Below are 14,178 nucleotides of genomic sequence, written 5' to 3' on the forward strand. Positions count from 1 at the left end.
CGGCTTCAAGCACCGGCGCCGGGCGGGAGGGGCCACCAGGCCCCTCGCGTCCGGCGTCGTGTCGTTTCAAGGCGCGAAGGGCGGCGCCTCGTAGCCCACGGCGCCGTCGGCATTGCCGTCGTAGGTGCTGGCGCTCTGGGTGAAGGTGGCGTTCTCGAAGACGAAGACGCCCCAGCCGGCGCCCTGCGACACGAGCGAGTCGGACAGCTGCAGCCGGCCCCGCCCCGTGCCGCTTCCCACGGAGATGCTGGCCCGGATGTCGCCCGTGCGGGTGAAGTAGTCACAGCAGAAGGGGTCCGAGCCGCCGTGGCTCACCCGCGCGTGGGCGAGGATGTTGTCCGGGCTCAGGGAGAGGATGGAGATGCCCTTCCAGTACCCCGGCGTCTCCGTCCTGCCCGTGAACACGATGGGCGCCTCCGCCGTCCCTCGCGCCACCAGGGAGCCCGTCTCCGTGATGCGGAGCCCGGACTCCGCCTCGAACTGGAGGCGCACCCCCGGCTCCAGGGTGAGCGCCCCCGCGTACTCCACGGTCGTGTCCGGAAGGCCGGTGGAGACGCCATAGGGCACGTCCAGCCTGCGCAGCGTCTGCGCCGTGGCGGTGTCCGCCTCCGGTGCCGCCACCAGGTGGACGAGGTTGTCGCCGTTGGCCTCCGGCTGGGTGGGGCTGTTCCCGGAGTAGAGGCTCGCGCCGTCCAGCGCGCCCGCGGCGGACAGGCTCACGACCACGGGGGCGCCCAGGTTGCCCCGGAAGAGGTTCCGCGAGAAGCCGGGCAGCCGCGCCTTGTTGAAGACGAACAGCCCCTGCGTGCCGCTCTTCTCCACCGTCGTGTGCGCGATTCGCACCTGACTGCTGGCGCCCTGGTTGGAGCCCACCAGCACGGCCGCCCGGGCCTCCACCCTGCCGCCCGGCCCGTAGAAGAAGTCACAGCAGAAGGACTGCTCGCTGCCCGCGTAGGAGATGACCACGTGCTCCAGCGCGTTATCCGGGGTGTTGGACTTGAACGCGAGCCCCTTCCAGAAGCCCGGCGTGGGCGTCGTCCCTGTGAAGGTGATGGGCGCGGCCTCGGTGCCCACCGCGTGGAGGGAGCCCGTCGCCGTGACGAGCAGGCCCGCGTCGGGACCGAAGCGGACCACCGTGCCGGGGGCGAGGGTGAGCGCGCCGCGCACCTCCACGACGCCCGTCACCTCATAGGAGCACCGCTCCTCCCCCGGGGCCCAGGTCGTCGTGGCGGTCAAGGCCGTGGAGATGGTCCGGACACAGCCGCTGGGGGAGGGGTCGTCGCCGGGGCCATCACCCGGGTCGCGCTCCTCTCCGCCGCAGGCCGCCAGCACGGAGGCCACCGCGAAGGGAAGGAGGTGAGGCAGTCGAGACAGGGATCGCGTCATGCATGCCACCCAGGAAGGAGCCAGCGGCGAAAGGCCGCGCTCGCACATGGGGGCTACGCCGGCGCCGTCCCTTATTCTCACGAAGGGGGAAGTAACGCGGACCACATCAGAGGATGACACCTGACACCCCGGCGTCCCAGGCAACCGCGCACGGGAGCACGGTCGGCGCCGGTGATGCGCAATGGCAGACATGCGTGGGGGAGACACCACTCCCGGCCTTTTGAAGCGTTCCGACATTCCCCTCCGGCCCCTTCCCGGAGAACGCCCATGGCGCACCGCCCCGCCGCCCCGCCGCCGCTTTCCGACAGCCAGATTCAAGCGGAGGCCGTGGCGTTCCTGGACGCCCGGGGACACTGGCTGACCGCCGTCACGGCGCGGAGGGTCGCGGCGGTGCGCGAGTTCTTCCGGCAGCACGCCCACCTGCGGCGCGACTTCCTCCGGGAGCGGGCCGACGAGGAGCGCCGCGAGGGACGGCTGGCGCTGGAGCTGTTCTCCCACGCGACCCAGCGCGTCCGCTGGCTCCTCACCACCGGGGATGGCCCCGACACGCGCATCCATGGCGCGGAGGCCGGACGCGACCTGGGCCTGCTGTTCGCGGGCACGGACTCCGGGCTGGATGGCCTGACGTCGGAGCGGGACGAGCGCTGGAACCTCAACCATCCCCACCCGCTCCCGCCCACCGGCTTCCGCGTGGAGCGCCCCGGCGACGACGGCAGCCCGGCCGAGGACCAGACCCACCACCTGGCCTTCTACGCGATGTTCGGCGCCACCAACGACACCTCCGCCGGAGAACAGCTGGGCCGGCTGATGGGCACGCTCAGCGACCTGGGCCCACCGAAGGATCAGCACCTGGCCTGGGACGGCATCGACCTGGGGCGGAAGCTGGGCGACCCGCGCTTCGACGTGAACGCGTGGCTCTGGAAGACCGTCGGGGACCCCGGCCGGGCCCGCGCGGCCCTCCCCGCGCCGGGGTCCGAGGCCGTCGCCGGCTGAAGGCGATTGCACGCTGGCGCACCGTCGCCGCGCATCTTCGTAGCCAGCGAGGCGTCCGTCACGCCACGCTGGCCCTTCCGTGGACGACACCCGCCTTCCCGACCCCGAAGCCCTCCGCCCGCTGCTCACCGACGCCCTGTCGCTGCCCGCGCTCAAGCCCCATGGCCCGCGCCTGGAGCGGCTCTTGGAGGACTACGCGCGGGGCGTGGCCCGGAAGGACGCGCCGCTCGTCGTCGCGCTCGTGGGCGCCACCGGCGCGGGCAAGTCCACCCTGCTCAACGCCCTCTCCGGGCAGGCCCTCTCCCGCGAGGGCGTGGACCGCCCCACCAGCACCGTCTCCACCCTCTTCGCGCCGGAGGGCACGCCCACGGACGAGCTGGCCCGCACCGGCGCGCGCGTCGTGCGCTACACGCCCGGCCCGCAGGGCCTGTGGAGCGGCCAGGTCTTCATCGACACGCCGGACCTGAACAGCGTGGCCACCCAGCACCGCGACGTCGCGCGCGCCGCGCTGGACAAGGCCGACGTGGCGCTCGTCGTCATGCACCGGGGCAGCGTCGCGGAGGCCACCCAGGTGGACTTCCTCACCGAGTTCGCCCGCCGCCGCGCGCTCGTCTTCATCCTCAACTTCGCGGACGAGCTCTCCGCCGACTCGCGCGACGCGCTGAAGTCTCAAATCCGCCGCGTGGCCACCCAGCACTACGGCCTGGCCGCGGAGGACGTGCCCGTCTTCGCCATCAGCGCGAGAGCCGCGAAGGACGGTCAGGACGTCTCCGGCGAGTTCGGCCCGCTCCTCTTCCACCTGCGCGGGCTGGCCACCCAGGCCGTCGCCGCGCGCGTGCGCCACACCAACGCCCTGGGCGCGCTGGAGGAGCTGGCCTCCACGGTACAGACGGCGCTCAACGACACGGACGCACTGCTCGCGAGGACGCGCACCGCGCTGGACGCGGGGCTCGGGCGCGCGGCGGAAGCGCTCCAGGGGGACTTCGACGCGCGGCTGGCCCTGGCCCACGGGCACCTGGCGTCGGAGGTCCGCCGGCAGGCCGCGGGCCGCTTCTGGGGTCCCGCCGCGTGGGGACTGCGGCTGTCGTTGTGGGGCGCGTCCGGCATGGGCGCGGCGGCGTTGGTGGGCCGCCGCAGCCTGCCCGCGGGGCTCGCGGTGGCGGCGGCCTCCACCGTGGTGGACGCGGTGAGGGACCGCACCCGCGCCCGCGCCGCGGAGGTCGCCGTGGTGGAGCCCTTCGAGGACGACTTCCTCGCGGAGTCCGCCGCGCGCACCGCCCTGGCGGAGGCGCGCAGCGTGGCGCGCACGCAGGGGCTGGAGGCGGAGACCCTGGGCGTGCCGGACGTGGAGGCGATGCTGGCGGAGCTGCGCGTGGCCCGCGCGGGGGCCTGGCGCTACACGGCCTCCACCGCCGTCGCGGAGGCCGTGGCCCGCTGGTGGCGCACGGCCCGGTGGCTGGTGTTGCCGCTCATCAACCTGCCCCTGCTCGCGCTCTTGGGGCACGTGGGCTACCGCGTCGTGCGCGGCTACGTCGAAGGCCCCCTGTTGCCGTTGGAGTACTTCCTCAACGCGGGGGCCTTCTTCGGACTGCTCGCGGGCGCCGGAGCGCTGCTCGCGTCAGCGAGTCTCGTCGGAGCCGCTCGCCATGCGGGGAGAGCGGGCCGGGCGCGGTTTGTCGAGTCCCTCGCCGCCCTGGGCGGGAGGCTGGGAGAGGCCGTCGATGATGGCCTTGGCACCGGGCGGCAGGCCGCGCGACGCATCCTGGAGCGGATTCGCGCTGTCGGGTGACATGGACATCACGGCCTGGCCGGGCATGTGGACGCCGCCGTTGGAGGCCATCATCGGCTGCGCGGAGTCCTTGCACAGCGGCGCGGACACCAGCGTCTCACGCACCGGGTCCCCATAGCCCGCGATGCGCGCGGGCACGGAGGGGTTGTTCCACCCGGAGCCCTTCTCCTTGGCGACCTTGAAGTGCAGGTGCGCGCCGCACGCCCAGCCCGTCGCGCCGGAGAAGCCGATGAGCTGGCCCTCCTTCACCTTCTCACCGGCCTTCACCACCACGGCGCTGAAGTGCAGGTACTGCGTCTCCAGCCCGTCGCCGTGCGAGATGACGACGTAGTTGGCCAGCGGCGCGAACTGCTCGCCGCATCCGCCCTGCCGGCTGTCACCGCGCGCCATGCGTACGACGCCGTCGTGCGCCGCCACGATGGGTGTGCCTTCCGGCATGCGGAAGTCCCACGCGAACGTGTCGTTGTGCTGGTGGCTGCCCGTCTCATGTCCCTGACTCACCGTGTAGACGCGACCACACGCGAACGGCACGCCCACCTCGGGCATGTTCGCGACCGCCTGAGCGGAGGGGGGGACAGCAGGAGCCGAAGCGAGGAGGGAGCCGACGAGAAGAGCGGTAATGGTCATATCGGGGCGGGCGGACAACCGGTGCAAGGGCTTGCGCTATTTCCTTGGGATTTTCGCTCAGTCCCGAACGGATCACTAGCAGGCGAGCCGCGCCTCGTTCCGTCTCAAGGGGACGAGGATTGACCACACTCCAGAGGAGATGTGACTCGAAAGCGTCTCAGCGCCTGTCTCCCCGCCTGCCCGGTTGGCAGGCATTGGGCCTCTGGAACCGGTCCGCTCCAATCCCTGTCACCTGACCAGAGGCAAAGACAGACGCCTGTCCGCCTGGACGCTCCACGGGCAGGCTTGAAGCCCCCCTGTCTCCAGGATCAGCCGGCGGCTTCCCGCACCGCGTCAACAAAGTGACTGGTCACTTTTTAAGTGACCGGTTATCCTCCCCGCATGCCCCCGAAGTCCGCCCCGAAGAAGGCGCAGGCCGCGGTCCCGGTGCGCCGCACGCAGGCGGAGCGCCGTGAGACGACGCGCCGCAAGCTGCTGGACGCCACCATCCAGGCGCTGGTGGAGCAGGGCTACGCGCGGCTGACGACGGTGGAGGTGGCGAAGCGGGCGGGGGTGTCACAGGGGGCGCTGTTCACGCACTTCGAGACGAAGGAGGAGCTGCTCGCGGTGGCGGTGGAGCACCTCTTCCCGCGCATCATCCAGGACTTCCTCGCGGGCGTGGGTGCGCGCCCGTCCGGGAAGGACCGGGTGGGGGCGGCGGTGGACATGCTGTGGGCCGCCTACCAGCGGCCGGAGCTGCAGGCCGCCATCGAGCTGTACGTCGCGGCGCGCACCGTCCCGGAATTGCAGAGGGCGCTGGCGGCGGTGGACGGCCCGCACCGCCAGAACCTGCACCGCGTGGCGCGCGAGCTGTTCCCGGACGTGGCCGCCACGCACCCGGACTTCGACGACGTGGTGGAGCTGGCGCTGGACGCGGTGCAGGGCGCAGCGGTGGGCGGCTCGGCGCGTCCGGAAGACCCCGCGCACCGCCGCATGCTGGACACGCTGGCGCGCTTCATGCGCGTCGCCTTCGCACCCAAGGACTGATTCGCAGGAGGTCATCATGGACATGGCACACATCCCCGACCTCATCACCCCGGCCATCCCGGTGTTCGTCATCACCGTCATCGCCGAGGCGCTCTGGGTGAAGAAGCTGCGTGAGGAGCGCGGCGACTCCATCAAGGGCCACACGTGGAAGGACACGTTCGCCAGCATCTCCATGGGCCTGGGCAACGTGGCGGTGAGCGTGTTCTGGAAGGGCGTGGCGTTCGCGGGCTACGCGGCGCTCTACCACCTGACGCCGCTGCGCCTGGGCCACGGGCTGCTGGCCTGGGTGCTGCTCTTCTTCCTGGAAGACCTCTGCTACTACGCCTTCCACCGCGTCCACCACGAGAGCCGCCTCTTCTGGGCGTCGCACGTGGTGCACCACTCCAGCCAGCACTACAACCTGTCCACGGCGCTGCGGCAGACGTGGACGCCGATGACGGGCTGGGTGTTCTGGGCGCCGCTGGCGCTCCTGGGCTTCTCCCCGGAGATGATCGTCACGCAGCAGGCGGTGAGCCTGCTGTACCAGTACTGGATCCACACGGAGGCCATTGACCGGCTGCCGCGTCCGGTGGAGTGGCTGTTCAACACGCCGTCGCACCACCGCGCGCACCACGCGTCCAACGCGGCCTACATCGACGTGAACTACGCGGGCATCCTCATCATCTGGGACCGCCTCTTCGGCACCTTCGTCCCGGAGACCGAGCGCCCCATCTACGGGCTGACGAAGAACCTCACCACGCACAACCCGGTGCGCATCGCGTTCCACGAGTTCGCCGCCATCGCGAGGGACGCGGCCCGCCCGGGACCGCTGAGCCAGCGGCTGGGCTACATCTTCCGCAACCCCGCATGGAAGCCGAAGCCCAAGGAGGCGCCGCGGCCGGAAGGGACGCCTCCGGTGGAGGCCGCGCACCCGGCCCCGTGAGGCCCATGCCTCCCGGCTGGACGACAGCCCGGGGGTGGGAACCGACGTCCAGGCAACGCGGCGCGCGACATCGTTGCGTCCGCGCCGTGCGGGCCTTGCTACGGTGCGCCGCGACGGTTCTGGCGGGCGCCGCGCATGAGGTCGGCGCCCCTTGCAAGGGAGTCGGGTCATGACGGAGCGCGAGTTGTGGGAGCGGTACCAGCGGCACCTGTGCGTCGTCCCCTCCGTGGGGCTCACGCTGGACATCTCCCGCATGAACTTCGGCGCGGACTTCCTGGACGGGATGCGCCAGCGCATGGACGCGGCGTTCGGGGCCATGGATGCGCTGGAGAAGGGCGCCGTCGCCAACCCGGATGAGAAGCGCCGCGTGGGCCACTACTGGCTGCGCGCCCCGGAGCTGGCGCCGGAAGCCGGGCTGAAGACGGCCATCACGGACATGCAGGCCCAGGTGGCCGCGTTCGCGAAGGACGTGCACGCGGGCAAGGTGAAGCCCGTGAAGGCGGCCAGGTTCACGCAGGTGCTGATTGTCGGCATCGGCGGCTCGGCGCTGGGCCCGCAGCTGGTCGCGGACGCGCTGGGCAGCGGCCGGGACGCGATGCAGGTGCACTTCCTGGACAACACGGACCCGGACGGGATGGACCGGGTGCTCAACGGCCTGGGCGAGCGGCTGGCGGAGACGCTCACCGTCGTCATCAGCAAGTCCGGCGGCACCAAGGAGACGCGCAACGGCATGCTGGAGGCGGAGGCCGCCTACACGCAGCGCGGCCTGGACTTCGGCGCGCACGCGGTGGCGGTGACGGGCGACGGCAGCGAATTGGACACCTACGCCAAGGGCCACAAGTGGCTGCGCACCTTCCCCATGTGGGACTGGGTTGGCGGGCGCACGTCGGTGATGTCCGCGGTGGGGCTCTTGCCGGCCTGGTTGCAGGGGCTGGACGTGGACGGCTTCCTCGCGGGCGCGAAGGACATGGACGCGGCGACGCGCGTGCATGACGCGGCGGCGAACCCGGCGGCGCTGCTCGCGCTGATGTGGTTCCACGCGGGCGGCGGCAAGGGCCAGAAGGACATGGTCATCCTGCCGTACAAGGACCGGCTGATGCTGATGTCCAAGTACCTCCAGCAGCTGGTGATGGAGTCCCTGGGCAAGGAGCTGTCGCTGGACGGCCAGGTGGTGAACCAGGGCATCGCCGTCTACGGCAACAAGGGCTCCACGGATCAGCACGCGTACGTGCAGCAGCTGCGCGAGGGCGTGAACAACTTCTTCGTCACCTTCCTGGAGGTGCTGAAGGACCGGGACGGCAGGTCCCTGGCGGTGGAGGGTGAGAACACCAGCGGCGACTACCTGCTGGGGTTCCTCTTGGGCACGCGCCGCGCGCTGTTCGAGAAGGGCCGCGAGTCCATGACGCTCACCGTGCCGGACGTGAGCGCGCGCACGCTGGGGGCGCTGGTGGCGCTGTACGAGCGGGCGGTGGGCCTCTACGCGAGCCTCGTGAACATCAATGCCTATCACCAGCCGGGCGTGGAGGCGGGCAAGAAGGCCGCGGGCCGCGTGCTGGAGCTGCAGGGCAAGCTGCTCGCGAAGCTGAAGGCGGCGAAGGCGGAGGCGCGCTCGGCGGATCAGCTGGCGCAGGACATCGGCGCGGCGGAGGAAGTGGAGACGGTGTTCAAGCTGCTGGAGCACCTGTCCGCCAACGGCGACCACGGCGTGAAGCGCACGGGCGGCGTGCGTCCGGCGGAGGCCCGCTTCCAGGCCGGGTGACAAATCATTGCCCGCGGGGGCAATGCCTGACGGTTCCAGGCCACGGCTAGCCTGGACCGTCATGGGCCGAGCACACGCGGTGGGGCTGTGGCTGTGCGTCCTGGGCGGGATGGCGGCGTGCCCGGACGTGCACCGTCCGGGAGGGAAGCTGGACCGGGCGGCGCACAAGGATGCGCTGGAGCGGATTCACGAAAAGGGATGTGAAGAGGACCTCTACAAGCTCATCTGCCCCGATGACACCGGGCCGAGTGGGGAGTGCCTCGAGCTGTGTGGTGGCCGATGACGCGGCCCTGGCACGTTCCCGTGAGCCTGGTGGCCTGCCTCGTGCTCCTGGCCCCCGCGCTCTTCATCCTCCGGCAGGCACGGGAAGCCAGTGCCGCCCCCATGCCGGAGCCGGAGGGCGTGGTCCCCATGCTGAGCCACGACGAGCGGATGCGTCGGGTGACCTACCAGCACACCTGTTCGAAGCAGACCGACTGCGAGGCCCCGCTCGTTTGCTACCACGACGTCCGCTTCCGGACCTACTGCACGGACAGCGCCTGCACGACCGACAGCCAGTGCCCCGAAGGGCAACGATGCACGACCCTGGCCGTCCCCAGCGCGGGAGCACGGGTCAGGCTCTGCGCGCTCGTCGGTCCTCGGCAGGAGGGAGAGCGCTGCCTGGAAACTCCGTTCGACGCCATCTCCGCATGCAAGGCGGAGTTCGAGTGCGCGGGGAGGGATGGCTACTGCGCTCGCCCCTGCACCCCCGGCCAGCCCGGAACGTGTTCGGAGGGTTTCTTCTGCGCGGACGTGAAGCCGAAGCCCTCGTGCCTCCCCACGTGTGAGAAGCGCGGCTGTCCCCAGGGAGAGCGCTGCATCCCGTTCGAGGAAGGCACCTCCATCTGCGCATCCATCTACGGTCCGAACTGCCTGGACACCCCCTGCCCCGATGGCCGCGAATGCCGAGTGTTCTCGCAATCGGACTTCCCCGGCAAGGTCTGGGCGGAGTGCGTCCATCGCTGCTCCGCCACGAATCCGACGTGCGGCGAAGGCCAGGTCTGCGATGGCTTTCACTGCCTCCAGGCCTGTGACCCGGACGGCCCCAATCCCTGCGCGGAGGGTTTCCACTGCGACCGGCGGAGCGAGCAGCTCCCGTGGTCCTGCCAACCGGACTACTGGCGCGGCCGTTGACCTGCGCCCGACGCTCCGACTGCCCCAGTGCCGACACCTTCACGGCCCCGGGCGCACGGGATGTAGCGGGCCCGGGAAGGCTCCATCCTGAGGGTTCGCGTCCCCCCCAGGAGCCTCCTGATGGAACCGTCATCCGCCCTCCTGCTGACCCCTCCTCCGCCTCCACGGGAAGCCGAGGATCCGTGGCACTTCGATGCGCTGGGCTGCGTGCGCAGCCGCGACGACGTCACCATGGCCTCGCTCCCCCGCGCGCGCTACCGCTCCGCCCTGGAGATTGGCGGCGCCATCGGCCTGCTCACGGAGAAGCTCCAGGCCCGCTGTGATGCCCTGCTCTCCCTGGAGCCCTCCGAGTCCGCCCGGGCCCGCGCCATCCACCGCTGCCGCCACCTGCCACACGTGCGCTTCCAGCGGATGGACGTACCGGACCTCGCCCCCGAACAGACCTTCGACCTCACCCTCGTGTCCGAGCGCGGCGCCTACTGGAACTTGCGCGAGCTGGCCCTCGCGCAGCAGCGCATCCTCGAACACCTGGAGCCCGGCGGGCACCTGGTCCTCGTCCACTGGACCGGCCAGACGCGCGACATGCGCCTCAACGGCCACGAGGTCCATGACGCCTTCCGCCAGCTCACCCCCAGGCACCTGCGCCACCTGCGCGGCGAGATGGAGGGCACCTACCGCCTGGACGTCTTCGAACGCCTCTGAACGCCCCGGTGAATCCCCTCCCCCACCCGGCCCGGGCTGGCGGTAGAAGGGACGGCATGGAACTCGGAATCACGGGGAAGACGGCGCTCGTCACCGGCAGCAGCCGGGGCATCGGGAAGGCCATCGCCATGGTGCTGTCGCGCGAGGGCGCCCGGGTGTGCGTGTGCGCGCGCCACCTGGAGCCGCTGGAGGTCCTCGCGAAGGAGCTGCGCTCCGAGGGCGCCCAGGTGGCCACGGTGGTGGCGGACGTGGCCACGCAGGAGGGCGCGTACTCGGCGGTGGACGCCGCGGTGCGCGCCTTCGGCTCGCTGGACATCCTGGTGAACAACGTGGGCGGCAGCGGCGGCGCGGGCGCCTTCGACGCGGCCAGCACCCAGCAGTGGAACGACGTCATCCAGCGCAACCTGATGTCCGCCGTGTGGTGCAGCCAGCGCGCGCTGGTCGTGATGCGGCATCACGGCGGCGGCAGCATCGTGAACATCAGCTCCATCTTCGGCCGCGAGTACGCCACCAGCGCGCCCTACAGCGCCGCCAAGGCGGGCCTCATCGCGCTCACCAAGGAGATGGCCGTGGACCTGGCGTCCCAACGCATCCGCGTCAACACCGTGGCCCCGGGCTCCATCTTCTTTCCCGGCGGCAGCTGGGACCGGCGCCAGCAGCACGACCCGGAGGCCGTGGCCAAGATGGTGCGCGAGCAGATTCCCTGGGGCCGCTTCGGCACGCCCGAGGAGGTGGCGGACGTGGTCGCCTTCCTGGCCTCGGACCGGGCGAAGTGGGTGACGGGCTCCACCGTCCCCGTGGACGGCGGACAGGGCCGTGCCTACTAGGCCCCGTTGCGGTATGGAGTCCGCGCGAATGAGGGCCACGCATTGCTGAAGCTCTACAAGAAGGACGGCGACACCCTGCGCTACTGGGAGGCCTGGGAGCACGAGGGCGTCGTCACCGTGCACTGGGGCACCGTGGGTGACGGCGGCGAGCAGAAGGCCGTCCCCGTCCCGCCGGAAGAAGACCCCGACATGGTCATCGCCCAGGAGGCCGAAGCCCTGGTGGACGCCGGCTACGACGAGCCCGAGCCGGACGCCATGGCCGTGCTGCTCGTCGAATACACGGTGCAGGGCAAGGGCACCGGCCATGACTTCGAGCAGCGCAACGCCGTGGAGGAGCTGCTCACGGACGCGCTCGGCTGGACGGGCAACGGCGAGGTGGAGGGCGGCGAGACGGAAGCCGGCGTCATGCGCGTGCACTGCCGCGTGATGGACCCCGACACCGCCGCGCGCACCGTGGTGGAGGCCCTGGACGCGGAGGACCTGCTCGAAGGCGCCCGCGTGCTGGTGGCGCGGGGCGAGGAGAAGCCCCGCGTCGTGCACCCGCCCCTGTTCCCCGTGCTCAAGTCGTAGGTACTTCCGGAGCCTGGGGAGCCTCGGGAGCCTGGGGAGCCTGGCCCCGGGGCCCGAAGACGCGGAACAGCAGCACCAGCGACGGCACCACCAGCACCAGGCCCACCGCGAGCGCCACGAGCAGCAGCCGCTGCACCACCGGCTGCGCCGCCGCGCCCTGGAGCGTCAGGTGCGGGTAGACAAGGTAAGGCGCCTGCGACACCGCCCACCCCAGCACGATGAGCCCGCCCTGCGTGGCCGCCGCCACCCGCGCGGCCCGGAAGCGCCGCGTCCACAGGAGCGCGAACGCCGTCACCGCCGCCACGGCCGTCCCCGCGTGCAGCGCCAGCGCGAACGGCGTCCGTGACAGGCCGAGCCAGATGCGCGGCGCCCCCTCGCGAGACAGCAGCAGGGCGGCCAGGGCCAGCGGGAACAAGAGCCCGCCCGTCACCAGCGCCCGGCGCCGGAAGTCCTCCGCCAGCTCGCGCGTGCGCGCTTCATGCGTGAGGTACACGGCCGCCAGGAACGCGAACAGGCCCAGCGTCAGCACGCCCACCGACAGCGCGAAGGGCGACAGCCACGACGCGAAGAAGCCGCTCACCACCGCGTGTCCCTGCATGCGGATGGCGTCGCTGGCCACCGCGCCCACGCACATGCCCAACAGCAGCGGCGCCACCACGCTCGCGACGCTGAACACCACGCCCCAGCGGCGCTCCACCACGTCGCCGCGCGTGTCGTAGGCGCGGAAGGTGAACGCGGTGCCCCGGAACACGATGCCCAGCACCAGCAGCGTCAGGGGCACGTGCAGCGCCACGCTCAGCGCCGCGAAGGCGCGCGGAAAGCCGCTGAACAGCAGCACCAGCCCGACGATGAGCCAGACATGGTTCACCTCCCACACCGGGCCGATGGCGCGGGCAATGAGCGCGCGCTGCTCCGCCTTGCGCGGCCCGCGCGCCAGGAGGTCCCACACCCCGCCGCCGAAGTCCGCTCCGCCCAGCAGCGCGTACAGCACGAACGTGCCCGCCACCGCGAGCCCCAGCACCAGCGTCTCAGTGGACATGGGCCACCTCGCCTTCCACGTCCGCGCCGGGTCCCTTCGGAAGCGTGCCCGCCACCTGCCGCCAGAGCACGAACAGCACCGTCACCCCGAGGAACAGGTACACCGCCGTGAAGGTGAAGAACGGCGCGGCCAGGTGCGGCACCGGCGTCACCGCCTCACCCGTGCGCATCACGTCCCGGACGATCCACGGCTGCCGGCCCCACTCCGTGACGAGCCATCCCGCCTCCAGCGCCACCAGCCCCAGCGGCCCCGCCCAGAGCCACGCGCGCATCATCCCCTTGCCGTGCGGCCACTCGCGGCCCCGCCACCTGCGCCACAGCGTCGCCAGCGCGAGCAGCGCCATCAGGCTGCCCGTGCCCACCATCACCTGGAAGGCCATGTGCACCTTGGCCACCGGCGGCCAGACGTCCCGGGGGAACTCGTTGAGCCCCTTCACCTCCGCGTTGGGGTCCGCGAACGCCAGGATGGAGAGCCCCTTGGGCAGGTCGAGGGAGCCCGACACCGTGCGCTTCTCCACGTCCGGCCAGCCGCCCACCCGCAGGGGCGCGCCCGCCTCCGTGTCGAAGTGCGCCTCCATCGCGGCCAGCTTCACCGGCTGCTCGCGCGCCACGTGCTTCGCGGACAGGTCCCCCACCAGCGGCTGCGCGAGCGCGGTGACGCACGCGAGCGGCAGCGCGATGGACAGCGCCTTCTTGTGGAACGCCGCGCCCGGGTGCCGCAGCAGGATGAAGGCGTGGATGCCCGCCATCGCGAACGCGCTGGCCTGATAGCAGGACAGCAGCACGTGCGCCGTCTGGTACTGCCAGCCGGGGCTGAACATCGCCACCAGCGGCTGCACGTCCGTGGGCCCCGCCGGCGTGGGCGTGAAGCCGGACGGGTTGTTCATGAACGTGTTCACCAGCGTGACGAAGAACGCGCTCGCCGCGCCGCTCACCGCCACCATCACGCCGCTGAACAGGTGCAGGCCCGGCGACACGCGCTCGCGGCCGTACAGGTAGATGCCCAGGAAGATGGCCTCGGTGAAGAAGGCCACGCCCTCCAGGCTGAAGGGCAGGCCAATCACTTCCCCGTAGCGGCCCATGAACTCCGGCCACAAGAGGCCCAGCTCGAACGAGAGCACCGTCCCGCTCACCGCGCCCACCGCGAAGAGGATGGCCGTGCCCTTGGCCAGCTTCGCGCTCAGCGTGCGATAGTCGGCGTCCCCCGTGCGCCGGTGCTTCAGGTCGCTCAGCACCATCAACACCGGCAACGCCACGCCGGCCGCCGCGAACACGATGTGGAACGCGAGCGACAGTCCCATCTGCGCGCGCGCATAGAGCAGGTCCGTCATGAACATCAGTCTGCTTTATGCGCGCATTTTGCGCA

Annotated in this window: 13 protein-coding genes and 1 pseudogene; 10 read left to right on the forward strand and 4 right to left on the reverse strand. The window is 71.4% G+C overall.

Translation table 11 applies throughout. The features are described from left to right. Positions 1–66: 66 nt before the first annotated feature. On the reverse strand, positions 67–1,386 hold the full coding sequence (locus NR792_RS24245; RefSeq protein WP_375755052.1) for a hypothetical protein: 1,320 nt from the start codon (positions 1,384–1,386) through the stop codon (positions 67–69). A gap of 267 nt (positions 1,387–1,653) precedes the next feature. Between NR792_RS24245 and NR792_RS24250 the strand changes: the two genes are divergently transcribed. Continuing rightward, entirely contained in the window at positions 1,654–2,379 is a 726-nt protein-coding gene (locus NR792_RS24250; protein ID WP_375755053.1) for a hypothetical protein, read from the forward strand. Positions 2,380–2,458: 79 nt separating this feature from the next. After that, positions 2,459–4,168, forward strand: a complete 1,710-nt coding sequence (locus NR792_RS24255) for a GTPase (protein ID WP_375755054.1) — start codon at positions 2,459–2,461, stop codon at positions 4,166–4,168. 225 nt (positions 4,169–4,393) lie between these two features. On the opposite strand, the pseudogene NR792_RS24260 reads toward NR792_RS24255, so the two are convergent. Beyond that, positions 4,394–4,795: pseudogene (locus NR792_RS24260) on the reverse strand (M23 family metallopeptidase); the annotation flags it as partial. Positions 4,796–5,176: 381 nt separating this feature from the next. Between NR792_RS24260 and NR792_RS24265 the strand changes: the two are divergent. The 8 genes from NR792_RS24265 (at position 5,177) to NR792_RS24300 (ending at position 11,774) form a co-directional block, all read left to right on the forward strand. Next, positions 5,177–5,821 (forward strand): TetR/AcrR family transcriptional regulator, encoded by a 645-nt coding sequence (locus tag NR792_RS24265; RefSeq protein WP_375755055.1) that lies wholly within the window; start codon positions 5,177–5,179, stop codon positions 5,819–5,821. Between the two features lie 16 nt (positions 5,822–5,837). Then, positions 5,838–6,743 (forward strand): sterol desaturase family protein, encoded by a 906-nt coding sequence (locus NR792_RS24270; protein ID WP_375755056.1) that lies wholly within the window; start codon positions 5,838–5,840, stop codon positions 6,741–6,743. Positions 6,744–6,912: 169 nt separating this feature from the next. Beyond that, positions 6,913–8,502, forward strand: coding sequence for a glucose-6-phosphate isomerase (locus NR792_RS24275; RefSeq protein WP_375755057.1), 1,590 nt, complete (start codon positions 6,913–6,915; stop codon positions 8,500–8,502). Positions 8,503–8,563: 61 nt separating this feature from the next. Then, complete coding sequence (locus NR792_RS24280) at positions 8,564–8,785, forward strand: hypothetical protein (protein WP_375755058.1); 222 nt, start codon at positions 8,564–8,566, stop codon at positions 8,783–8,785. Between the two features lie 20 nt (positions 8,786–8,805). Beyond that, on the forward strand, positions 8,806–9,675 hold the full coding sequence (locus NR792_RS24285) for a hypothetical protein (RefSeq protein ID WP_375755059.1): 870 nt from the start codon (positions 8,806–8,808) through the stop codon (positions 9,673–9,675). Positions 9,676–9,795: 120 nt separating this feature from the next. Continuing rightward, positions 9,796–10,377, forward strand: coding sequence for an SAM-dependent methyltransferase (locus NR792_RS24290; protein WP_375755060.1), 582 nt, complete (start codon positions 9,796–9,798; stop codon positions 10,375–10,377). A 56-nt stretch (positions 10,378–10,433) separates the two neighbouring features. Further along, positions 10,434–11,204, forward strand: coding sequence for an SDR family NAD(P)-dependent oxidoreductase (locus NR792_RS24295; protein ID WP_375755061.1), 771 nt, complete (start codon positions 10,434–10,436; stop codon positions 11,202–11,204). Between the two features lie 42 nt (positions 11,205–11,246). Continuing rightward, positions 11,247–11,774: a hypothetical protein gene (locus NR792_RS24300; RefSeq protein ID WP_375755062.1), complete on the forward strand. Its 528-nt coding sequence runs from the start codon at positions 11,247–11,249 to the stop codon at positions 11,772–11,774. On the opposite strand, the gene NR792_RS24305 is transcribed toward NR792_RS24300, so the two are convergent. Further along, on the reverse strand, positions 11,764–12,813 hold the full coding sequence (locus tag NR792_RS24305) for a cytochrome d ubiquinol oxidase subunit II (protein WP_375755063.1): 1,050 nt from the start codon (positions 12,811–12,813) through the stop codon (positions 11,764–11,766). The genes NR792_RS24300 and NR792_RS24305 overlap by 11 nt on opposite strands. Beyond that, positions 12,803–14,143, reverse strand: coding sequence for a cytochrome ubiquinol oxidase subunit I (locus NR792_RS24310; RefSeq protein WP_375755064.1), 1,341 nt, complete (start codon positions 14,141–14,143; stop codon positions 12,803–12,805). Before NR792_RS24310 ends, NR792_RS24305 begins: the two co-directional genes overlap by 11 nt. Between the last annotated feature and the right edge of the window lie 35 nt (positions 14,144–14,178).

It is taken from the genome of Corallococcus exercitus (genome assembly GCF_042231735.1).
Classification (GTDB): Bacteria; Myxococcota; Myxococcia; order Myxococcales; family Myxococcaceae; genus Corallococcus; species Corallococcus exercitus_B.